Origin of the sequence: Bacillus cereus group sp. BfR-BA-01430 (genome assembly GCF_022663115.1) — a bacterium.
Lineage (GTDB): Bacteria > Bacillota > Bacilli > Bacillales > Bacillaceae_G > Bacillus_A > Bacillus_A cereus_BD.
In genome coordinates this window covers 121,624-143,469 of the sequence record NZ_JAKUEW010000007.1, presented here as the reverse complement: position 1 = coordinate 143,469, position 21,846 = coordinate 121,624, and the positions used below count along the sequence as shown (strand labels likewise).

Genomic DNA, 21,846 nt, shown 5'->3' with positions numbered 1-21,846 from the left:
AATTGTAAACAATTAGGCTTTTTTTATTAAGAACTCTGTTCTTGTATATCTTTAATTAACACTTCACGCGGTTTGCTTCCTTCATACGGTCCAACAACACCATTCATTTCCATCGCATCAATCAGACGTGCTGCACGCGTGTATCCCACTCTAAATCGTCGTTGTAACATCGAAACAGAAGCTGTTTGCATTTCGACAACAAGCTGTACTGCTTCGTCATATAATTCATCTTCCACTTCTTGTTTTGTTTCTGGTACATCTTGCGGAATCATATCTTCTTGATATTGCGCTTTTTGTTGTCCAATCACATACTCTACAACTCTTTCCACTTCATCATCTGATAAAAACGCGCCTTGTACACGCACTGGTTTTGACGCACCAATCGGTATAAAGAGCATATCTCCTCTTCCTAACAATTTCTCTGCGCCGCCGCTATCAAGAATCGTACGGGAATCTGTTTGAGAAGACACAGCGAAAGCAATACGTGATGGAATATTCGCTTTAATAACCCCGGTGATAACATCAACCGATGGACGCTGCGTTGCAATGATTAAATGAATGCCCGCAGCACGAGCCATCTGTGCTAACCGCATAATTGCATCTTCGACATCCGAAGACGCGACCATCATTAAATCAGCCAACTCGTCCACAATTACAACGATATATGGAAGTTCTTGTTGCTTCGCTTCTGATTGCTCATTATGATGTCTAATATACTCATTATAGCCTTCGATATTACGCGTTCCACTATGTGCAAACAATTCATAGCGACGTTCCATCTCACTAACAACTTTTTTCAAAGCTTGTGAAGCTTTCTTCGGATCTGTCACTACAGGTGTTAATAAATGCGGAACACCATTGTATACATTTAACTCTACCATCTTTGGATCAATCATCATTAACTTTACTTCGTGCGGTTTAGCACGCATTAAAATACTAACGATAATCCCATTAATACATACACTTTTTCCGCTACCAGTCGCTCCAGCCACCAATAAATGCGGCATCTTATTTAAACGGGCTAAGACAGCTTCACCTGTAATATCACGCCCAAGACCGATTAATAATTTTTCCTCTGGATGATTATTCGCCTTTGAATCTAGCACCTCTCTAAGTGTAACTACCGAAACTTCTGAATTTGGAACCTCAATTCCTACGGCTGATTTCCCGGGAATCGGCGCTTCAATTCGAATATCTTTCGCTGCTAAAGCAAGCGCTAAATCATCACTTAAACTAACAATTTTACTCACTTTCACACCCATATCAGGATACACTTCATACTTTGTAACTGCGGGCCCTTTATGTACTTTCGTTACTTTTGCTTTCACTCCAAAACTTTGGAAAGTTCGTTCAAGCTTACGAGCATTCTCATAGATTTTTTCATTTTCATTTGTCACTTGCTTATTCTTTGGAAACTTCAATATATCGATAGCAGGAAGTTCATAATCTTTATTTTCTACATTTGAAAATTGCATCGGCGGCGCTTTTGCATCTCCTTCTAACGATTCAACAATCTTCTCGCCGCGTTTCTTTTTCGGTTTTTCTTCGGGTGTATTTTGCACTTCCTCAACATCTGGAATAGGATGATCCATTCCTACTTCTTTCGGCAAATCCTGTTCTTCATGAATCGGATAATTCTCTGAGAAATTCGAAATAATTGGCGGGTCAATACTAATTTCTTCTATAGGCTCCGCAATCTCTTCTTGGGATTCAGAACTCTCATTTCTCGTACGTCTTTCTCTCTTTTTCTTTTCGGTTTGTTCAGCTACACGCTTCGATCTCCAATCTTTATAATCTCCTTGCATCACCTGAAATTGACTTCTTACCATTCTCCCTACCGGAGCTAATATTTCACCAATATGCTTATTTGTAATGCAGAGTATACCAAGAATGACAAGAATAATTCCAATGAGATAAGCTCCTACTTCATCAAATAAGAAATAGCATGTTGCAAACATTAGAGCCCCGAACATACCGCCACCTAAATGAATTGTGCCTGGACTCTTTTTCATCTCAAGAAAGAACAAGTCTTTTGTACTAACAATGACAGATGTATTTTCTACCGCTCCGTCTTTTGTAAGCAGATTAAATAATGTAATGTGACTAAACATTAATATCGCTAATACAATTAAATAAACACCGATTAGTCGTTTATGAAGAAGGTTGGGCCATCCACGCCTAATGACAAACGCAATGGATAACGCAATCACTCCTAATACACCAATTATGTACCATTCACCAAAGAAAAAGCGAAAAAATAACACAAACGATTTCCCTACAATACCTAGTTGTAAAATTGTAATGATTGAAAGTGCAAAAAGAGTCAATCCGACGATTTCGTAATACAAAGTTGGTTTTATCGTACGTCTTGCCTTTGATTTCGTCCCTCTTTGCTTTTGTTTTGCCATTTTTTCACCCCGTGTTCTAAAAATTAAATGTAACTGTTCGTCTGCTATTTTGTAACAATAACACTTTTATAAAAATAAAGAAGATAGGTACAAACTGTTACCTTCCGTAAAAGCACGACTTGTTCAACCAATAGTAAACGAAAAATAGAGAAAGTTTCTCTTTTATTTAGGTCTTTTTCTCTTCTATTTTTTACACTTCTTGTAAAATGCTACATAAACAGAAGAAAGCAGCCTATTCATGGCTGCTCAACCGTCTTGTTTTTTATATTATACCATAGCTTTTAGACAAAATCCTGCTTTTTACGAAATGGATATTCTCTGTCCTGGCTCATATTGTAAGTAGTGATCTGGATTTGTGCTTAGCAGGCGCACAATCGAATACGATTGATCTTTTTCTAAGTTCACTACCATTTCTACACCACTTACATGAATAACTTTTTGCCCTTCATTTTGCGAATAATCTGATGGATAAATGAGATGTTCCGGCATCATTGTGTATAAAATCATTGTAACAACTTCCCATCTTGATTTTTTCCTGTCGCTCTCATATCGATCAATTCATTCAATTTTTGAATCGCATCTCCTATTCCTCCCACATCATCGATTAAGCCGTATTTCACCGCATCGCCACCAATTACATTCGTTCCGATGTCACGTGTTAAATTTCCTTTTGCAAACATAAGCTCCTTAAAACGATCTTCTGTCACTTTAGAATGCTTTGTTACAAATCGAATGACACGTTCTTGCATTTTATCCAAATACTCAAATGTTTGCGGTACACCAATGACAAGCCCTGTTAAACGAATTGGATGAATCGTCATCGTTGCTGTTTCCGCAATATACGAATAATCTGTCGACACAGCAATTGGGACGCCAATGGAATGGCCGCCACCTAATACAAGAGATACTGTCGGTTTTGAAAGCGACGCTACCATTTCAGAAATAGCTAGTCCCGCTTCAACGTCTCCACCGACTGTGTTCAGTATTAATAATAACCCTTCGATTTTCGGATTTTGTTCGATTGCGACGATTTGCGGAATGATATGTTCATATTTCGTCGTCTTATTTTGTGGTGGCAATTGAACATGCCCTTCTACTTGCCCTACAATTGTCAAACAATGAATTTTAGACTCATTCATTTGCGGCACGTTCGTTTGACCTAGCTGTTGAATCTTCTCTATTACTGATGCTTCTTTTGCATCTCCTTTTGGTTCAGCTTCTGTTTCTTCATTTGTATAACGTTCACGCTCTGTCATATCGCATCCCCTTTCACTCGTATATACCTATTATTTCTTAAGTTGTAAATTTCATTCGAAAGGGATGAAAAAGAAAAAAGTCACCAGTAAAGGTGACCTTTTACACTTCCATAATAATCGGTAAAATCATTGGCTTTCTTTTCGTTTCTTCATATAAGAATTGCCCTAATAGTTCGCGAATATTTTGCTTCAACATAGACCATTCAATCGAATATTCTTTAATAGACTGTTCTACAATTGTACGTACAATGTCTGTAGATCTTTCAATTAATGCCTCTGATTCACGAACATAGACAAATCCGCGTGAAATAATTTCTGGGCCAGAGATTATTTTTTTCTCTTCTTTTCCAAGCGTTACTACAACAACTAAAATCCCATCTTGTGATAACATTTTTCGATCGCGCAGAACGATATTCCCAACATCTCCTACGCCTAATCCATCAATAAGAACATTACCTGCTTGTACTTTGCCAGCTGGTTTTGCCTCCTCATCTTCAAAAACAATTACATCACCTTTATCGACGATGAAAATATTTTCTCTTGCAATACCTACATCTTCAGCTAAATATGCATGCGCTTTTTGCATACGGAATTCACCATGTACGGGTATAAAATATTGCGGTTTCATTAAATTTAACATTAATTTTAATTCTTCTTGACTACCATGACCGGAAACGTGTACTTTTCTTTCGCCATAATAGACAACTTCTGCACCAGCTCTAAATAATAAATCGATAATTTTGGATACCGATACTTCATTACCGGGAATTGGAGATGCTGCGATAATAACTGTATCTCCCTTGCGAATGGAAATTTGTTTATGAGATTGCTTTGCCATTCTTGAAAGGGCTGCCATCGGTTCACCTTGACTACCTGTTGTTAAAATTGCCACCTTCTTCTCTGGGAAGTTATCTATTTCTTGCAATGAAATAACCATGCCATCCGGCACATCTAAATACCCAAGACGTCTTGCAATATCTACTACTTTCACCATGCTACGGCCAACAACCGCTACTTTACGTCCTGTTTCAGCTGCTGCATCAAAAACTTGCTGAATACGGTGAACATTGGATGCAAAAGAAGCAACAATGATGCGTCCTTCTGCGCCATAAAAAACTTTTGATATTTCGATACCAACTTCTTTTTCAGAACCTGTGTAACCAGGACGTTCCGCATTCGTACTATCAGATAATAAGCAGAGTACACCTTCATTTCCGATTTTCGCCATCTTTCCAAGATCTGCTCCGCTATTACCAATCGGTGTTTGATCAAACTTAAAATCTCCTGTATATACAATTGCACCTTTTGATGTATGGAAGCATACACCAACAGAATCAGGAATACTGTGCGTTGTTCCAAAGAACGAAACCGTTGTCGTATTAAATTCAACTTCCGAATTTGAATCAATTGTTTTTAAATCTACACGACCAAGCATTCCTGCTTCATTCAACTTTTCTTGAATTAATCCTACCGTTAACTTTGTTGCATATACCGGAATGGAGAGCTTACGCATTACATAAACAATTCCACCAATATGGTCTTCATGACCGTGTGTAATAAATAAACCTTTTACTCGCTCTTGATTTTCTATTAAATATGTAATATCAGGGATTACGATATCAATTCCAAACATCTCATCTCCTGGAAACATTAAGCCTGCATCAACGATAAAAATTTCGGAATCAATTTCGACGCAGTACATATTTTTTCCGATTTCACCTACTCCACCAAGAGCAAATACCTTTACAGAATCAATCTCTTTTCTCTTCATGTTGTTGCCTGGTTTAAAAATCTTGTAAACACTGATTTCACTAAAATTGTAGAGACACCAGGGAAACTCTACAACCACCATATATTCACCGTCCAAGACGAATGTCCTTACCGTTATGCGATATCATGTTCTCTTTCATTTTTTAAACCAGGTTTCACCTCTCTTTCATTTATATAAATCAAATATCTTATGCAATATCATATAAAAATGCCGTTAAATTGTATTTTTTTCCACTTTTGCTAAGCATACCCGTACTAAGCTACTTAGCCATATTATAACTGATATAAGAATTGGAACACAAGTTAAATCGTGAGAAAGAGAAGAAAGCATATAAAGTGAAACTTTAATCCGTGGGGTTTTCTTCATCCCCCACGGATTATGAGCCCACACCAATCGGGCTGTTACGGGCAGCCCTACTCCCACCTATCTTCCTTGCTTTTCTCTGCATCTTGAGGTGGGAGTCTTACTGCCCTAAAATAGCGGGATAAAGAGAATAAAAAAGAAAGGGAGCGTTTACATGGATTATCTCATTTTTAAATCATCTCCAAATAAAAAGATACGAGATGGAATTCTTCAATTACACGAAACAATTTTTAACCATTCCAATGACTTAATAAAACAAATGCAAAATAAACCAAAGTTACTCATTAATTTAGCTATGCACAATCAACAAGTGTTCGGTTATAAAATCGAATATGAGCTAAATGACGAAACGTTTTATAGTTGGTTAGGTGGCGTTGCTAATCATTATAGAAATCAAGGGATTGGCTCTCAGTTAATGAAAGCTCAACATCAGTTATTAAAAGAAAAGAGGTATTCTATCGTTCAGACGAAAACGAAAAATAAATGGCGTAATATGCTCATTCTCAATATTAAAAGTGGCTTTGATATTATAGGGACATATACCGATGAGACAGGGGAACCGAAAATTATGCTTCAGAAACTTTTATTATAAGTGTAATTTTTCCTCAAAATAAAAATGACCTAGCTGAAAACTAGGTCATTTTTATTAACGCGGGATTGATTGTATCACTTCTTGTAAAGTTACTCGTTCTTCTTCTGTTAGTGGAAGAAGTGGTAAACGCACAGAGCCTACATCTAAGCCAACCATTTGTAACGCTGTTTTTACTGGTGTTGGGCTCGGTGCCATAAATAATGAATCCGTTACTCTTACAAGTAATTGATGTAATGTTTGTGCTTTTTTAAAATCTCCTGATTGGAATGCTGAAATCATTTCTTGCATTTCTTTTCCAATCACATGAGAAGCAACAGATACAATACCTTTCGCTCCAACTGCCATAGCTGGTAACGTTAAACCGTCATCACCGCTGTATACAGCAAAATCGTCCGCTGTTTTTTCAATAATTTCTGTCATTGTTAATACATCGCCGCCCGCATCTTTAATTGCAACGATGTTTGGAATTTTTGATAAACGAACAACTGTATCAACAGAAATTTGAACAATAGATCGCCCCGGAACATTATATAGCATAACCGGAAGTTCAGTGCTCTCAGCAATCGCTTTAAAATGCTGATACATTCCTTCTTGACTTGGTTTATTATAATACGGCGCCACTAACATCACTGCATCGACACCAACTTCTGTCGCTTTTTTTGTTAGCTCAATAGAAGCATGTGTATTATTGCTACCTGTTCCAGCGATTACGGGTACCCTTTTATCGACAACAGATACGACATGGCGATATAACGCTACTTTTTCTTCTGATGATAATGTAGGTGACTCTCCAGTCGTTCCTCCTACCACGATTGTAGTTGTACCGTTATCTATTAAATAATTTACCAATTTCGTTGTCTTTGCAAAATCGATATTTCCGTTTTTATCAAACGGCGTTACCATCGCGGTTGCAATTGTCCCAAAATCTATCATGGTCTCACTCCTTATTGTTGTTCCAGTTGCTTTTCTTTAGAAAGCTCAAATGCACTATGTAATGCATTTACAGCCTCTACTAAATCTGTCTCTTTCACAAGCACCCAAATCGTCGTATGGCTATCTGCAGATTGTAAAATTTGAATACCTTTTTCTGCTAATGCAGTAACAATTTTAGCAGTAACCCCTGGAATGCCAGCCATTCCAGCTCCAACAATGGATACCTTTGCACAATGTTCCGTTACGATTGGTTCATATCCAAGTGTTCTTAATATTTCAATCGCACGACCTGATACATGATCACTCACTGTATACGCCACACCTGTTGGTGAAATATTAATTAAATCAACACTAATTCCTTCACTCGCCATCTCCTTGAACACTTGTTGCTGTAAGTCATATGCTCCATCTTTCGCAAGCACTTTAATTTGTGTCACATTCGATACGTGAGCAATCCCAGTAACAGGACGTTCCTCTACATCGCGCCCTTTCGTAGCACCATCATATGCTGCAATAAGCGTACCTTCGCTATCAGAGTACGTAGAACGTACGCGAAGCGGCACTTTCGCATGCATGGCAATTTCAACGGCGCGCGGATGAACAACTTTTGCCCCTTGATATGCCATATTACAAATTTCATTGTATGTTACAGTTTGAAGATGACGTGCATCTTTTACAATACGTGGATCTGCCGTCATTACACCTTCTACATCTGTAAATATATCTATATATTCCGCATGAAGTGCAACACCTAATGCGGAAGCTGATGTATCACTGCCTCCGCGTCCAAGCGTTGTCGTATCTCCAGCTTTCGTTTGACCTTGAAATCCTGTAACGACAATAACATCTACATTTTGTAACTCTTCATGTATACGATCGCAATTCATTTCAATAATTTTTGCATTCGTAAAGTCATCATTCGTTACAAAACCAGCTTGTGCACCATTTAGCGCTGCTGCTTTTATTCCGTTTTCATTTAGCATATTTGAGAAGACGACAGCTGAGATTACTTCTCCACATGATAATAATAAATCTTGCTCACGTTTTGAAATACTACATTTCTCTTGATTCACAAGATTTAATAATGTATCTGTCGCATATGGCTCGCCTTTTCGTCCCATTGCTGATACAACTGTAACTACTTTATAGCCAGCATCTAATGATTTTTTAATATGGTGAAGCGCATGCTTACGTCCATTTTCATCACGTACAGATGTCCCACCAAATTTTTGAACAATAATTTTCATCTTTGCACCTTCTCTTAGCCGTTTACACTAATTGTAATTTGATTAATCGTTCTGCAATTTGAACAGAGTTCCATGCAGCACCTTTTAATAAGTTATCAGATACGACCCAAAGATGGAATCCTTTTTCGTTATTTAAATCTTTACGAATGCGTCCAACGAATACTTCGTTTTTACCAACTGCAGTAGATGGCATTGGATATAGCTGTTCTGCTGGATCATCTTGTAATACTACACCTTCTGCACTTGCAAGTAGGTTCTTCAAGTCTTCTACTGTTACACCTTCTTGATCTACTTCTATATAAACAGACTCAGAATGACCTGATACAACAGGTAAACGGACACATGTTGCAGCAACTTCTAACTCAGGCATATGCATGATTTTTTTCGTTTCATTAATCATTTTCATTTCTTCAAATGTAAATCCATTATCTTCAAACTTGTCGATTTGTGGGATTGCGTTAAAAGCAATTTGGAAATGTTTTTTATCACCTGATACAGGTAAAACATTCGCTTTTACTTCTTCACCATTTAAAATCGCTTGTGATTGTTCATGAAGTTCTTGAATTGCAGCCGCACCTGCTCCAGATACAGCTTGGTATGTGGAAACGATTACTCGTTTTAATCCAAACTGCTGACGAATCGGCTCAAGAGCAACTACCATCTGAATTGTAGAACAGTTTGGATTTGCAATAATACCATTATGTTCTTTTAAGTCATTTTCATTTACTTCTGGTACAACAAGCGGCACATTTTCTGCCATACGGAATGCACTTGTATTATCAACAACGATCGCACCGCGTTTTGCTGCTTCTGGTGCAAATTGTTTCGATACAGATCCACCAGCACTAAAGAGTGCAATATCCACTCCCTCAAAACTTTCAGGAGTTGCTTCTTGAACGATGAATTCTTCTCCTTTAAATACAAGCTTCTTACCTGCAGATCGTTTCGATGAAAGTAACGTTAACTTTCCGATTGGAAAATCTCGTTTCTCTAAAGTATTTAACATTTGTTCACCAACTGCGCCGGTTGCTCCAACTACAGCGACATGAAAAGTTCTTTGCTTTTCCATCACTATGCCCCTTTCTAGATACCAATCCTTCTATACTTAGAATTAGAAGGAGCATAATCTCCTTCTAATCTTAATAACGTTAATTTTATCATATTCTGCAATAAGAATGATGGTTTCCGAAAAAATTGTCTGTTTTTTTTCGTTTTTTAATTCATATATCTGAATTTTTCCACAACAACCGGTTGTAATTGCTTCCCTTCTAACGCTTCTAGTACTGTATTTTCAAGCAATTCCATCCGAGCTACCATTGAATTTGGTTTTTTCTCTGGCGCATCTTGCCCAAATGGTACGAAGTATATATTTTTTGTTGCCATTAGGCGCATGAGATTAACGCCATTTAATCCAAGAGCATCATTTGTAGATACAGCTAACACAACAGGCTTTCCATTTCTAAGAGTAGCTTTCGCTGCCATTAAGACTGGTGAATCTGTCATCGCATTTGCAAATTTACTCATTGAGTTCCCTGTTAACGGAGCGATTACCATACAGTCTAGTGGAATCTTCGGACCAAGTGGTTCCGCTCCAACAATTGTATTGATTACTTTATGTCCTGTTATTTCTTCAATTTTATCAATCCACTCTGCTCCTTCGCCAAATCTAGTATTAGTTGATTGTACAGTATAGGAAACAACCGGTCTTACTTCGGCTCCTTCTGCAACTAACTTTTCTAAATGTGGCATCACTTCTTCATACGTACAGTGAGAGCCTGTGAATCCAAAGCCAATTCGTTTTCCTTTCAAGTTCATTTTTCATTCTCCTCTCTGGCCATCATATCTGCTTTTAATAACTGAGAAAGAACATTCGCCAAAATTTGCCCAGCTGTTTTTGGAGCAACAATTCCTGGAAGACCAGGTGCTAATAATGCCTTCACACCTCGTTTCTCTGCATAACGAAAATCCGTTCCGCCCGGCTTCGAAGCTAAATCGATAATTAATGTATGTGCTGGCATACGGGAAATCACACTAGCTGTTACAATAAGATGTGGAACTGTATTAATGACAATGTCAACATTCTTTACTTCCTTCCCAATATCTTGCATATAAAAAGGAGAAAACTGCATTTCTGTAATGCGAGCAATATGTTCTGAACGCCTTGCACCAACTTTGACATGTGCTCCTAATGATTGAAACGCTCTTGCGACACTCATTCCCGTTCGACCAAATCCTAAAACCATAACATTCGATCCGTGAATCGTATAATCTGTATGCTGAATAACCATCATTAAGGTACCTTCTACTGTCGGAATAGAATTATAAATAGCCACATCATCACGATCAAATAATTTTACAAGCTTTCGATTGGTAGTAGCTACAAGATTCTCCAAGTACGGCGTACCGATTCCTGAATATATAGTAAAATTTTCTGGTGTTTTTTCAACCTGTTCCTTAGTGATTGAAACTTTTTCATTAGAAAAGATCGTATCTACTTCTCCTTTTGCATTCGTTCCTGCTACCGGTAAAATAATCGCATCTAAAGAAGTGAAATCTAGATTTTGCATAGTCTCTTTTGCTGCCCCAGTAAAGCCATGATCTAATTGATCAAATCCTATTAATGAAAGTTTCGCATCAAGTTCGACCAACTTGCGAATTACCTCTAGCTGTCTTGCATCTCCTCCTATGACAGCAATGTGCATCTCAGTCAACATTCTCTAATTCACCTTCTTTTTCTTTCATTTATAAGAAAAATGCCTATTTTTTCTTTTTTCTCCACATCATATGTACCGTACGAGTTAGAGGTGATTGAAAAACAGAAAGCATCCGTGAATAGTTTCTACAGTGCATCTACAACCCCCTTACACCAACTATACTTGTATCCCGCTATTTTAGGACAGTAACAGCCCGATTGGTGAGGATTCATAATCAGTGGGGAATGAAGCTCTCCCACTGTTTAAAATTTCACTTTATCGCTAAACTTCTATCATCTTTCTACTAAATTGTGAAGAAATAAAAAAAGATAACCAAATTGGCTATCTTTTACTTTGATTTCGGATGATTTGCTAAATCAAAAATAATCATATCGTGGCCTACCTTCTTAATTCTACTCCATTCTACTCTAACTTCCTGTTGCTCTCTTTTAAAACCACCCCACTTTCCAACAGGAATAATGAGAGCTTGAATCTTTCCATCTTTCTCATTAATTTCTAAATCCGCATGCCCTAATACTCCCATCTTCTCTGCTCGTTCTAAGTCGACAATTTCTTTTCCGCTTAATTCACTTAACCGCATCATTCTCTCCTCCTTCAATTTCTGTAAAATACCGTTCTATAATAAGTACCCTATTCTATATATGTACAAAAAATAACAGAAATTTGATTGCCGCAAAACAAAAAACTGTATCTCGCATTCACGAGATACAGTTTTTTTGTTTATTTCATGCTTTTCGGTAACTCACCATTTGGACTAATTAGCGCTGCTGAAAATTCATTTGTGAATATATCACGAATCAATGCATCAACATTTGGTTTTGTCACGTTGTTAATGCTTTCGATAATTTCATCAAGAGAGCGATGTTTTCTGAGAAGCAATTCATTTTTACCATTACGACTCATACGACTATTCGTACTCTCTAAACTTAACATTAAATTCCCTTTTAGCTGCTCTTTACTATTCACAAGTTCTTTTTCTGTAATACCTGTATTTTTCAATGTGTCTAATGTTTCTTGTATTGTATCATACAATGTATCTAATTGTTGACTTCCTGTACCACCATAAATCGTTAGCATTCCTGTATCCTCGTAAGAAGAATGATAGGAGAATACAGAGTACGCTAGACCGCGTTGTTCCCGTACTTCTTGGAATAAGCGGCTGCTCATGCTACCACCTAAAATATTATTGAGTACGATCAAGTTATAAATATCGTCATGCCCCATTTGTAATCCTTTAAATCCTAAACATAAATGCGCTTGTTCTGTTTCCTTCTTGCGAGCGACTTTATTGAAATGGAAAATTGGGCTATGTACTTGCTCACGATTTGTTGTTCCCTCATAATTACCAAAGTATTGTTCTACCGTTTGTACAAACGTTTCATCAATATTTCCAGCAATTGATACAACAACATTTTCAGGTGTGTAATGATCTTTAATGTATTGTCGCAACGTGTCTCCTGTAAATGTTTCAAGCGTTTCTTCAGTTCCCAAAATTGGATATCCAAGTGGATGTGTTTCGTATGTTGCTTTCGTTAATATGTCATGTACAATATCATCTGGTGTATCTTCGTACATTTTAATTTCTTCAAATACAACCTTCTTCTCTTTTTTCAATTCAGTCTCATCAAATGTTGAGTTAAAGAACATATCCGCTAACACATCAAGCGCATATTTTGCGTGCTCATCAAGCACTTTTGCATAATAGCACGTGTATTCTTTTGATGTAAATGCATTTACTTGACCGCCGATACTGTCAAATGATTCCGCAATCTCTTTCGCGCTACGTGTCTTTGTACCTTTAAAAAACATGTGCTCCAAAAAGTGTGAAACCCCATTATTTTTCTCATTTTCATTTCTAGAACCTGCATGGATCCATATCCCAATTGCAACTGAACGCACAGTAGGTATATTCTCCATAACAATTCTTACACCATTCTTACAAGTATATTTTTTAATCAAAAAAACTTCCTCCTAATGCCAGTTTCTCTAAATAATCGCTATTATTTAATGATAACAAGTTTGCACATGAATGTCATGCAAATGTATTTAATCAATCCGTTTTTCATCCATTAATTCTGAAATATTTCCAAGCTTATATCCCTTGTTTTTCATTTGTCTAATCATCGAATCAAGTGCTTCCGCTGTCGAAGATGTAGGATGCATTAACACGATAGCACCTGGATGTATTTTCCGCATCACTCTTTGCAAAAGTACATCTGCCTCTGGTCGTTTCCAATCAATCGTATCAACTGTCCACATAATCGTCCCCATCTTTAAATCATCGGCCATCTTTACAACTTCATCGCGGAAACTTCCACTTGGCGGCGCAAACCATCGAACTTTTTGATTGGTCGTTGCTTCAATAATTTGATTTGTTTTTTGTAATTGTTCTTTTATTTGAGGTGTGGACAACGTTTTCATATCAGGATGCGTATACGAATGATTTCCTATCTCTTGCTTTTCATCTACAATCATTTTCGCAAACCTTACATTCTCTTTCACCCAGCGTCCTTCCAAAAAGAAAGTTGCCTTAACATTGTGCTTTTTCAACGTTTCTAATATGCGCGGTAAATATTCATTTCCCCAAGCTACATTGATTGTTAACCCAATCATTTTTTTCTGTGGATGACCACGATAAATAGGAGCAGGGGCTAAGTCTTCTAAATGAATAGTAGGTGATATTTCTCGAAATACGAGTTGTTTTTCATTAAATTTTTGCAATTTCTTCATATTCTTATAGGATGCTTCTACATCCACTTCTTTGCCATTATACCCTGGTGTTGCTTTCCAAATTTTATCAATCACTGCATTTTGCGGAGCAATAAAATATTGTTTAGCTTGCTTTTGAATTTCGGCATACAACTCATCATTGGCAAACACTGAGGATGAAAATAGCCCGGTACAAAATAAGAATGCTGCTAGATATATAAATATACGAGTTTTCATATAAACCCTCCCATTAACTATGCAAAAAGAGCCATATATTCTCTTCTTATCTTTGTTAATTTGAGCGTTATTATAAAAACTATACCTTGCTACATATAAAAATCTATATTATGTATATTTTTTTATATAACAAAAAAAGCCAGAAATCTGGCTTTTTTCTTCATTTTTATTCTTGTGTCGCTTCTTCTTTTGCTGCCTCTTTTTCTTGCTCTTCTTTTAGCAATACTTTTCTAGATAAGTTTACACGACCTTGCTTATCAATCTCGATTACTTTCACTGAAATTTCATCACCGATTTTCACAACGTCTTCCACTTTACCTACACGCTCAAGAGCCAGTTCAGAAATATGAACAAGACCATCTTTACCGCTGAACAATTCTACGAATGCACCGAATTTTTCAATACGTTTTACTTTTCCTAAGTAGATTTCTCCTACTTGCACTTCGCGAACGATATCTTCGATGATTTTCTTCGCTTTCTCATTCATCTGTTGGTTAATTGAAGAAATAAAGACTGTACCGTCTTGTTCAATATCAATCTTCACGCCTGTTTCTTCAATAATTTTGTTAATTTGTTTACCGCTTGGCCCGATAACATCACGGATTTTATCCGGATTAATTGCCATCGTAATAATTTTCGGAGCATATTCAGATAGCTCTTTACGAGGTGCAGCAATAACAGATAACATATGATCCAGAATGTGCATACGTCCAATCTTAGCTTGTTGTAATGCTTCTTCTAAGATTTCACGAGAGAGGCCATCGATTTTAATGTCCATTTGCAGAGCAGTTACACCTTTTGCTGTACCTGCCACTTTAAAGTCCATATCACCTAAATGGTCTTCCATACCTTGAATATCTGTTAAAATTGTATAATGCTCACCAGATTTCACAAGTCCCATTGCGATACCAGCAACTGGCGCTTTAAGTGGTACACCCGCATCCATCATTGCTAACGTACTACCGCAAATACTTGCTTGTGAAGTAGAACCATTAGATTCTAAAACTTCAGATACAAGACGTACTGTATATGGGAAATCTTTTTCAGATGGAATTACCGGTTCAAGAGCACGTTCTCCTAATGCTCCATGACCGATTTCACGGCGACCTGGTCCACGCATCGGTCTTGTTTCACCAACACTGAAAGAAGGGAAATTGTAATGATGCATAAAACGTTTCGATTCTTCTACACCAAGACCATCTAAAATTTGCACATCGCCTAATGCACCTAACGTACAAATACTTAATGCTTGTGTTTGTCCACGTGTAAATAGACCAGAACCGTGTGTACGAGGTAAAATGCCAACCTCTGACGCTAAAGGACGAATTTCATCACTCTTACGTCCATCTGGGCGAACTTTTTCAACGGTAATAAGACGACGTACTTCTTCTTTGACAATTTTGTATAAAATCTCACTTACTTGTCCTAATACTTCCGCCTCAACTTCTTGCTCTTCATAATGAGCAATGACACGTTGTTTTACTTCGTTAATTGCATCTTCACGCGCATGCTTTTCATGTACTTGAATTGCAGTATGCATATCTTTTTCTGCCATTTCACGTACAGCTTTTTCCAGTTCAGCATCCACTTCATAAAGTTTTACTTCCATTTTTTCTTTCCCGACAGCTTGTACAATTTCTTCTTGGAAAGCAATTAAACGTTTAATCTCTTCATGACCAAACATAATTGCTTCTAACATTGTTTCTTCAGGTACTTGATCAGCTCCTGCTTCTACCATGTTAATCGCGTCTTTTGTACCCGCTACAACAAGGTGAATATCACTTTTCTCTTGTTGTTCTACCGTTGGGTTAATAACAAATTTACCGTCAATGCGGCCTACTGTTGCTCCTGCAATTGGACCTTCAAATGGAATATCTGAAATAGATAATGCCAATGAAGAACCAAGCATAGCTGCCATCTCAGAAGAACAATCTTGATCAACACTCATTACAATGCTGACAACTTGTACTTCATTACGGAAACCATCTGCGAAAAGCGGACGAATTGGTCGGTCAATTAAACGACTTGCTAAAATTGCTTTTTCACTTGGACGTCCTTCACGCTTAATGAAACCACCTGGGATTTTTCCGACTGCATATAAACGCTCTTCATAGTTTACTGTAAGCGGGAAGAAATCTACATCCTTTGCCTCTTTTGATGCAGTTGCTGTAGATAGAACTGCTGTATCGCCATATCTTACTAATACTGCTCCATTCGCTTGTTTTGCAAGCTGACCTGTTTCAATTGTTAGCTGGCGACCAGCTAAATCTATCGAGAAGACTTGCTTTTCTTGACTCATTTAAGTACCCCTCTCAATTTAAAATATTCACTTCTTCTATGTAAATGGATTATATATCAAAATATTCTCCCTTTAGTATTACCGAAAATTAAGTAAGCTATAAAGAGTAGAAGATATATTTTTACCTAACAAAAAAGCGGGAAGATTCCCGCTTTTTTGACTATCGACGTAAGCCAAGCTTTGTGATTAATTCACGGTAACGTGTGATATCGCTATTACGAAGGTAAGTAAGTAAGTTACGACGTTTACCAACCATCTTTAATAGACCACGGCGTGAATGATGATCTTTCTTGTGAGTACGTAAGTGCTCGTTTAGAGTGTTAATTTGCTCTGTTAGGACAGCAATTTGAACCTCTGGAGAACCAGTATCAGTCTCATGAGTTCTAAATTGTGCAATGATTTCATTTTTACGCTCTTGTGTTAAAGCCATCCTATTTCACCTCCTAATAAGTAAACCCCCAATTCCCTAGCATGCGTCGGTGAGTCGCTATGCCAAGCAATGGTTGTCATAAAGTACATAACATAGAATACTACTTTTCATTGGAAAAAGCAAGCACATTCTTTTTTGTCTTAAAATATTCTTGTGCTGTATTTTTATCTTCAGCAATTTGTGCAACTAATTCATCGATGCCATGAAATTTCTTTTCTTCTCGAATACGCATATGCCATTCAACAGTAACAGTCTGATCATAAATATCTTCACTAAATTGGAATACATGTACTTCAATCGATAGCTGGCGCTCATTTTCTTTAAAAGTTGGTTTATATCCAATGTTACATACACCATCATGCCAATTATCATGAACCTTTAATCGCACTGCGTATACTCCAACAGGCGGCAATAAATAGTCACCATTTAAAGCAACATTGGCAGTTGGAAAACCAATTTGACGCCCACGTTTATCACCGTGAACAACTTTTCCTTCTACCGTATAAGGTCTACCTAAAATAGATGGAATTTGTTCCATTTCTCCATTACGAATGAATTTTCGTAACGCTGTAGAACTTACTTTTTCTTCTTGAAATTCAACTTTTTCAATCACGGTTTGTGTAAACTCCCCTCTTGCATGAAATGGCAAAGTCTCCATCGTACCTTTCCCTAAACGTCCATATGAATAATCAAATCCTGCTACTACGTGCTTAACATTTAGCCCAATAACATATTCATCGACAAACTGCTGTGGTAATAATCCGGCGAATGATTCATCAAATTTCACCACATATAGTAGGTCAATACCTAAATCTGCAATTACTTTTTCTTTCAAACTTGGCGGTGTAATATATGCCACATGTGCTTCTTTTTTCCCTAATACAACAGATGGGTGTGGATGAAATGTCATGACCGCACTTTTCCATCCTTTTTCATCCGCTATTTTTTTTGCCGTTTGAATTACACGTTGATGTCCTAAATGAATGCCATCAAAATATCCTAATGCCATTACAGTAGGTGGTAATTCTAGTTTATTTAAATCATGGGGATGAGTTAAATGAATGAGTTTCACGCTTGCGTTCACCTTTTTCTGTAATAATCCTTCTAATACTTCATTATAGCTTTAATTCTTGATTATTCACAAGTACTTTCATTGGCTTTAACATGCCTGGACGTTTTGGATGATGTTCATAAATCGCTAAACAATGATTATTACGGTCAAATACTGTAATAAATGGAGCTTCTGCCTGCAGTTCATTTTTTAAAAACATACCGTTTTTTATTTTTTCTGCTTGGTTCTCGTCTACCACTATTTTTGGAAACTTACTTAACGCTTCATCAATTGAAATAAAAACAGACTCTACTGTTCCATTTTGCATGTTTTCCTCAATTTCTTCAAATGATACGCAATCATGTAGCTGAAATTCTCCTGAAGCCGTTCTAACAAGATCAGACATATGTGCCGGGAATCCTAGTTTTTCACCAATCATAACTGCCAATGTTCTCACATACGTTCCTTTACTACATGTAACACGGAAACGGAATGAAATATTTGCACCTTCAAATGTTTCGCGGTCGTCAAGTAGTGTAAACTCATGAATTGTAATGGTACGAACTGGGCGCTTCACTTCTTGCCCTGCTCTCGCATACTCATATAATTTTTTCCCATTTACCTTTACAGCCGAATACATAGGTGGCACTTGTTCAAGCGTACCTGTCAATTCTGCTAGTACCGTTTCAATCTCCTTTTGTGTAATTGTGCGATTTACATCTTGTTTTTCAACTACTTCACCAGAAGCATCTTCAGTAGTAGTTGAAAATCCTAATGTCACTTCACCTTCATAAGTTTTTGTTTCACTTGTCAAAAATTGTGCAATCTTTGTAGCACGTCCCACACAAATCGGTAACACTCCTGTTACATCTGGATCTAATGTACCTGTGTGACCAATTCGCTTTTCACGTAATATTTTTCGCAACTTAAATACACAATCATGCGAAGTCATTCCTTTTGGTTTATGTAATAATACTACACCTTCCATATGTTCACCTCATTGTTATCCTTTTGCAAAAGTTAAGTAAATATGTTTCACTATGCTTGTCTACTTACATATCTAATATGTAAAACAAACTTTCTATTGAAAAAATGGATAGACAAATGTCTATCCATTATTCTTCACGTTTACCTTCTTTATTAATTTCATGTAAAAGTGTATCAATTCGATGACCATATCCGATAGATTCATCAAATTCAAAGGAGATTTCTGGTGTTTTACGAAGACGAATACGTTGGCCAATTTCTGAACGAATAAACCCTTTCGCTTTCGCTAAGCCTTTTAATGTATTTTCTTTCTGTTCTTCATCTCCTAAAACAGAAATATATACTGTGGCAATTTGTAAATCTCCACTTACCTTTACATCTGTTACTGTGACAAATCCAACACGTGGGTCTTTAATTTTGCGACTAATAATATCGCCTAATTCTTTTTTCATTTGCTCTCCCACACGGTTTGCACGTAATTTCATAACTATTCACCTCATTCAATACCATTCCAAGTGCGTTATCGTTCGTTCTATCTCCGGAAACGAGTCGATATACTCCAGTACACGATTCATTTCTTTCTCGCAGACAACGCGATTTGAGGATACAGAAACAATTGCAATTTCCGTACGTTGCCATACATCTTGGTGCCCCACTTCAGAAACAGCGACATTATATCGCTGTTTCACGCGGGTTAGCACACGTTGTAAAATTGCTCGTTTCTCTTTTAAAGAATGCACATCGTATATGATGCATTCGAATGAGAGTGAAGCGATAATCATCGCTTCACTTCTTCCATAATGAATGCTTCAATGATGTCTCCTTCTTTAATATCATTGTACTTCTCAATTGTAATACCGCACTCATAGTTTTGTGCTACTTCTTTTACATCATCTTTAAAACGTTTTAATGTATCAAGCTGTCCTTCATAAATGACAACGCCATCGCGAATAATACGCACGCCGCTATCACGCGTAATTTTACCGTCTGTCACATAACATCCAGCAATCGTTCCAACTTTTGTTACTTTAAACGTTTGACGAACTTCAGCTTGACCGATTACTTTCTCTTCAAATTCTGGATCAAGCATACCGCGCATTGCTGCTTCAATTTCTTCAATTACTTTATAGATAATACGATGCAAGCGAATGTCAACATTTTCAGATTCAGCTGTACGCTTCGCATTCACATCTGGACGTACGTTAAATCCAATTACAATTGCATTAGATGCAGAAGCTAAAATAATATCAGATTCTGTAATCGCACCTACGCCTGTATGAATAATTTTCACTTTAACGCCTTCTACATCAATTTTGCGAAGTGATGCAGCCATTGCTTCTACAGAACCTTGTACATCAGCTTTAACGATTAAGTTAATTTCTTTTACATCGCCCTCTTGGATTTGTTGGAATAAATCTTCTAGGCTTAATTTAGACTTTTCACCACGTTGCGCAAGCAATGCTTGTTGTGCACGTGATTCACCAATTTGACGTGCTTTTTTCTCGTCAGCAAATGCCATAAAGCGATCGCCTGCTTGTGGAACTTCATTTAAACCTGTAATTTCAACAGGAGTAGATGGTCCAGCAACTTTTACACGACGGCCAATATCATTTACCATTGCACGAACGCGACCGTATGTTGTACCAACAACGATTGGATCACCAACGCGAAGTGTACCGTTTTGTACAAGTAATGTTGCGATTGTACCTTTTCCTTTGTCAAGTTGCGCTTCAATTACAGTACCTGTTGCATAGCGATTTGGATTTGCTTTATATTCTTCTACTTCACTTACAAGAAGAATCATTTCTAATAAATTGTCAATTCCTTCACCTTTAATCGCTGAGATTGGTACAAAGATTGTATCGCCACCCCAAGCTTCTGGTACTAATTCATACTCCGTTAATTCTTGCATAACGCGATCTGGATTTGCTGCTGGTTTATCCATTTTATTCACAGCTACAATAATTGGTACTCCTGCAGCTTTTGCGTGGTTAATCGCTTCAACTGTTTGTGGCATTACACCGTCATCAGCTGCTACAACAAGAATTGTAATATCCGTTACTTGTGCACCGCGAGCACGCATCGTTGTAAACGCCGCGTGACCTGGAGTATCTAAGAATGTAATTTTCTTATCATTTACTTCTACTTGGTATGCACCAATATGTTGCGTAATTCCACCTGCTTCACCAGCAGTTACTTTTGAATTACGAATCGAGTCAAGTAATGTTGTTTTACCATGGTCAACGTGACCCATAATTGTTACAACAGCTGGGCGCTCTTTTAAGTCCCCTTCTTCTTCATCTTGCTCATCGATAAATGTTTCGAACTCAATTTCATCTACAACTACTTCTTCTTCTACTTCAATACCGTAGTCGCCTGCAATTAACTCGATTGTATCTTTATCAAGATCTTGGTTAATCGTTGCCATAATTCCTAGCATAAAGAGCTTCTTAATAATTTCAGATGGCTCCTTGCCAAGTTTGTTCGCAAGTTCTCCTACTGTAAGCGTTCCAGAGAAAGTAATTTTATCTGGTGTTTCTACAGTTTGCGCTTGCTGTTTTCCAGCAAAGTTCTCTTGACGTTTATCTTGATTTCCTTTGCCTTTTTTCTTTTTCTTATTGCTGTTCTTTTTGCTGCGAACAACCTTTTCTTCTACTTCAAACTCATCTGCAACAGAAGGTTTTTTCGCTTCATTATTATACTCATTATCTAATTTGTTTACTACTTCATCGTCTAACATTGTCATATGATTCGAAACCTCAATATTCATTTCTTTTAGTTTTGTAATAATATCTTTACTTGAAATATTGTACTTCTTTGCATATTCATATACTCGAATCTTACTCATA

20 protein-coding genes are annotated in these 21,846 nt (G+C 37.2%); 1 reads left to right on the top strand and 19 read right to left on the bottom strand.

The features are described 5' to 3' along the window. Window positions 1-26 precede the first annotated feature (26 nt). The 4 genes from MR058_RS14000 to MR058_RS13985 all read right to left on the bottom strand — a co-directional run bounded on the left by MR058_RS14000 (window position 27) and on the right by MR058_RS13985 (window position 5,435). Complete coding sequence (locus MR058_RS14000; protein WP_242144567.1) at window positions 27-2,408, bottom strand: DNA translocase FtsK; 2,382 nt, start codon at window positions 2,406-2,408, stop codon at window positions 27-29. 300 nt (window positions 2,409-2,708) lie between these two features. Then, entirely contained in the window at window positions 2,709-2,915 is a 207-nt protein-coding gene (locus tag MR058_RS13995) for a YlzJ-like family protein (RefSeq protein ID WP_242144566.1), read from the bottom strand. After that, window positions 2,912-3,664 carry a ClpP family protease gene (locus MR058_RS13990; RefSeq protein ID WP_242144565.1) on the bottom strand — a complete coding sequence of 251 codons (753 nt, stop codon included), beginning with the start codon at window positions 3,662-3,664 and terminating at the stop codon, window positions 2,912-2,914. The genes MR058_RS13995 and MR058_RS13990 overlap by 4 nt, the downstream gene beginning before the upstream one ends. A gap of 100 nt (window positions 3,665-3,764) precedes the next feature. After that, a complete protein-coding gene (locus tag MR058_RS13985; protein WP_242144564.1) occupies window positions 3,765-5,435 on the bottom strand; it encodes a ribonuclease J in 1,671 nt (556 codons plus the stop codon). A gap of 517 nt (window positions 5,436-5,952) precedes the next feature. Here MR058_RS13985 and MR058_RS13980 point away from each other — a divergent pair. Then, entirely contained in the window at window positions 5,953-6,390 is a 438-nt protein-coding gene (locus tag MR058_RS13980; protein ID WP_242144563.1) for a GNAT family N-acetyltransferase, read from the top strand. A 54-nt stretch (window positions 6,391-6,444) separates the two neighbouring features. Here the strand turns inward: MR058_RS13980 and dapA are convergent, their stop codons facing one another. The 15 genes from dapA to infB all read right to left on the bottom strand — a co-directional run bounded on the left by dapA (window position 6,445) and on the right by infB (window position 21,845). Then, window positions 6,445-7,323: a 4-hydroxy-tetrahydrodipicolinate synthase gene (gene dapA, locus MR058_RS13975; RefSeq protein WP_242144562.1), complete on the bottom strand. Its 879-nt coding sequence runs from the start codon at window positions 7,321-7,323 to the stop codon at window positions 6,445-6,447. Window positions 7,324-7,334: 11 nt separating this feature from the next. Continuing rightward, window positions 7,335-8,570 carry an aspartate kinase gene (dapG, locus tag MR058_RS13970; RefSeq protein WP_242144561.1) on the bottom strand — a complete coding sequence of 412 codons (1,236 nt, stop codon included), beginning with the start codon at window positions 8,568-8,570 and terminating at the stop codon, window positions 7,335-7,337. Between the two features lie 22 nt (window positions 8,571-8,592). Then, entirely contained in the window at window positions 8,593-9,639 is a 1,047-nt protein-coding gene (asd, locus tag MR058_RS13965; protein ID WP_242144560.1) for an aspartate-semialdehyde dehydrogenase, read from the bottom strand. 146 nt (window positions 9,640-9,785) lie between these two features. After that, window positions 9,786-10,385, bottom strand: a complete 600-nt coding sequence (locus MR058_RS13960) for a dipicolinate synthase subunit B (protein ID WP_012094895.1) — start codon at window positions 10,383-10,385, stop codon at window positions 9,786-9,788. Further along, the gene (gene dpaA / locus MR058_RS13955) at window positions 10,382-11,284 is read right to left on the bottom strand and encodes a dipicolinic acid synthetase subunit A (RefSeq protein ID WP_242144559.1); all 903 of its coding nucleotides are present in this window, start codon (window positions 11,282-11,284) and stop codon (window positions 10,382-10,384) included. Before dpaA ends, MR058_RS13960 begins: the two co-directional genes overlap by 4 nt. Before the next feature lie 328 nt (window positions 11,285-11,612). Continuing rightward, on the bottom strand, window positions 11,613-11,864 hold the full coding sequence (locus tag MR058_RS13950) for a YlmC/YmxH family sporulation protein (RefSeq protein ID WP_041810486.1): 252 nt from the start codon (window positions 11,862-11,864) through the stop codon (window positions 11,613-11,615). A 140-nt stretch (window positions 11,865-12,004) separates the two neighbouring features. Next, on the bottom strand, window positions 12,005-13,243 hold the full coding sequence (locus MR058_RS13945) for a M16 family metallopeptidase (protein WP_242144558.1): 1,239 nt from the start codon (window positions 13,241-13,243) through the stop codon (window positions 12,005-12,007). Between the two features lie 87 nt (window positions 13,244-13,330). Continuing rightward, window positions 13,331-14,230, bottom strand: coding sequence for a polysaccharide deacetylase family protein (locus MR058_RS13940; RefSeq protein WP_242144557.1), 900 nt, complete (start codon window positions 14,228-14,230; stop codon window positions 13,331-13,333). A gap of 166 nt (window positions 14,231-14,396) precedes the next feature. Continuing rightward, the gene (gene pnp, locus MR058_RS13935; protein WP_242144556.1) at window positions 14,397-16,529 is read right to left on the bottom strand and encodes a polyribonucleotide nucleotidyltransferase; all 2,133 of its coding nucleotides are present in this window, start codon (window positions 16,527-16,529) and stop codon (window positions 14,397-14,399) included. A gap of 160 nt (window positions 16,530-16,689) precedes the next feature. Next, window positions 16,690-16,959: a 30S ribosomal protein S15 gene (gene rpsO / locus MR058_RS13930; protein ID WP_001229392.1), complete on the bottom strand. Its 270-nt coding sequence runs from the start codon at window positions 16,957-16,959 to the stop codon at window positions 16,690-16,692. 100 nt (window positions 16,960-17,059) lie between these two features. After that, window positions 17,060-18,031, bottom strand: a complete 972-nt coding sequence (gene ribF, locus MR058_RS13925) for a bifunctional riboflavin kinase/FAD synthetase (protein ID WP_242144555.1) — start codon at window positions 18,029-18,031, stop codon at window positions 17,060-17,062. Window positions 18,032-18,074: 43 nt separating this feature from the next. Beyond that, complete coding sequence (gene truB, locus MR058_RS13920) at window positions 18,075-18,998, bottom strand: tRNA pseudouridine(55) synthase TruB (protein ID WP_242144554.1); 924 nt, start codon at window positions 18,996-18,998, stop codon at window positions 18,075-18,077. A 127-nt stretch (window positions 18,999-19,125) separates the two neighbouring features. Continuing rightward, window positions 19,126-19,482 (bottom strand): 30S ribosome-binding factor RbfA, encoded by a 357-nt coding sequence (gene rbfA, locus MR058_RS13915; protein WP_012094903.1) that lies wholly within the window; start codon window positions 19,480-19,482, stop codon window positions 19,126-19,128. A gap of 15 nt (window positions 19,483-19,497) precedes the next feature. Then, complete coding sequence (locus MR058_RS13910; RefSeq protein WP_242144553.1) at window positions 19,498-19,779, bottom strand: DUF503 domain-containing protein; 282 nt, start codon at window positions 19,777-19,779, stop codon at window positions 19,498-19,500. Further along, on the bottom strand, window positions 19,776-21,845 hold the full coding sequence (gene infB, locus MR058_RS13905) for a translation initiation factor IF-2 (RefSeq protein ID WP_242144552.1): 2,070 nt from the start codon (window positions 21,843-21,845) through the stop codon (window positions 19,776-19,778). The genes MR058_RS13910 and infB overlap by 4 nt, the downstream gene beginning before the upstream one ends. Window position 21,846: the final 1 nt, after the last annotated feature.

Excerpts from the sequence above, each read along its gene's own strand:
- MR058_RS14000 (WP_242144567.1), bottom strand. The coding sequence starts at position 2,408 with ATGGCAAAACAAAAGCAAAGAGGGACGAAATCAAAGGCAAGACGTACG.
- MR058_RS13995 (WP_242144566.1), bottom strand. The coding sequence starts at position 2,915 with ATGATTTTATACACAATGATGCCGGAACATCTCATTTATCCATCAGAT.
- MR058_RS13990 (WP_242144565.1), bottom strand. The coding sequence starts at position 3,664 with ATGACAGAGCGTGAACGTTATACAAATGAAGAAACAGAAGCTGAACCA.
- MR058_RS13985 (WP_242144564.1), bottom strand. The coding sequence starts at position 5,435 with ATGAAGAGAAAAGAGATTGATTCTGTAAAGGTATTTGCTCTTGGTGGA.
- MR058_RS13980 (WP_242144563.1), top strand. The coding sequence starts at position 5,953 with ATGGATTATCTCATTTTTAAATCATCTCCAAATAAAAAGATACGAGAT.
- dapA (WP_242144562.1), bottom strand. The coding sequence starts at position 7,323 with ATGATAGATTTTGGGACAATTGCAACCGCGATGGTAACGCCGTTTGAT.
- dapG (WP_242144561.1), bottom strand. The coding sequence starts at position 8,570 with ATGAAAATTATTGTTCAAAAATTTGGTGGGACATCTGTACGTGATGAA.
- asd (WP_242144560.1), bottom strand. The coding sequence starts at position 9,639 with ATGGAAAAGCAAAGAACTTTTCATGTCGCTGTAGTTGGAGCAACCGGC.
- MR058_RS13960 (WP_012094895.1), bottom strand. The coding sequence starts at position 10,385 with ATGAACTTGAAAGGAAAACGAATTGGCTTTGGATTCACAGGCTCTCAC.
- dpaA (WP_242144559.1), bottom strand. The coding sequence starts at position 11,284 with ATGTTGACTGAGATGCACATTGCTGTCATAGGAGGAGATGCAAGACAG.
- MR058_RS13950 (WP_041810486.1), bottom strand. The coding sequence starts at position 11,864 with ATGCGGTTAAGTGAATTAAGCGGAAAAGAAATTGTCGACTTAGAACGA.
- MR058_RS13940 (WP_242144557.1), bottom strand. The coding sequence starts at position 14,230 with ATGAAAACTCGTATATTTATATATCTAGCAGCATTCTTATTTTGTACC.
- pnp (WP_242144556.1), bottom strand. The coding sequence starts at position 16,529 with ATGAGTCAAGAAAAGCAAGTCTTCTCGATAGATTTAGCTGGTCGCCAG.
- rpsO (WP_001229392.1), bottom strand. The coding sequence starts at position 16,959 with ATGGCTTTAACACAAGAGCGTAAAAATGAAATCATTGCACAATTTAGA.
- truB (WP_242144554.1), bottom strand. The coding sequence starts at position 18,998 with ATGGAAGGTGTAGTATTATTACATAAACCAAAAGGAATGACTTCGCAT.
- rbfA (WP_012094903.1), bottom strand. The coding sequence starts at position 19,482 with ATGAAATTACGTGCAAACCGTGTGGGAGAGCAAATGAAAAAAGAATTA.
- MR058_RS13910 (WP_242144553.1), bottom strand. The coding sequence starts at position 19,779 with ATGATTATCGCTTCACTCTCATTCGAATGCATCATATACGATGTGCAT.
- infB (WP_242144552.1), bottom strand. The coding sequence starts at position 21,845 with ATGAGTAAGATTCGAGTATATGAATATGCAAAGAAGTACAATATTTCA.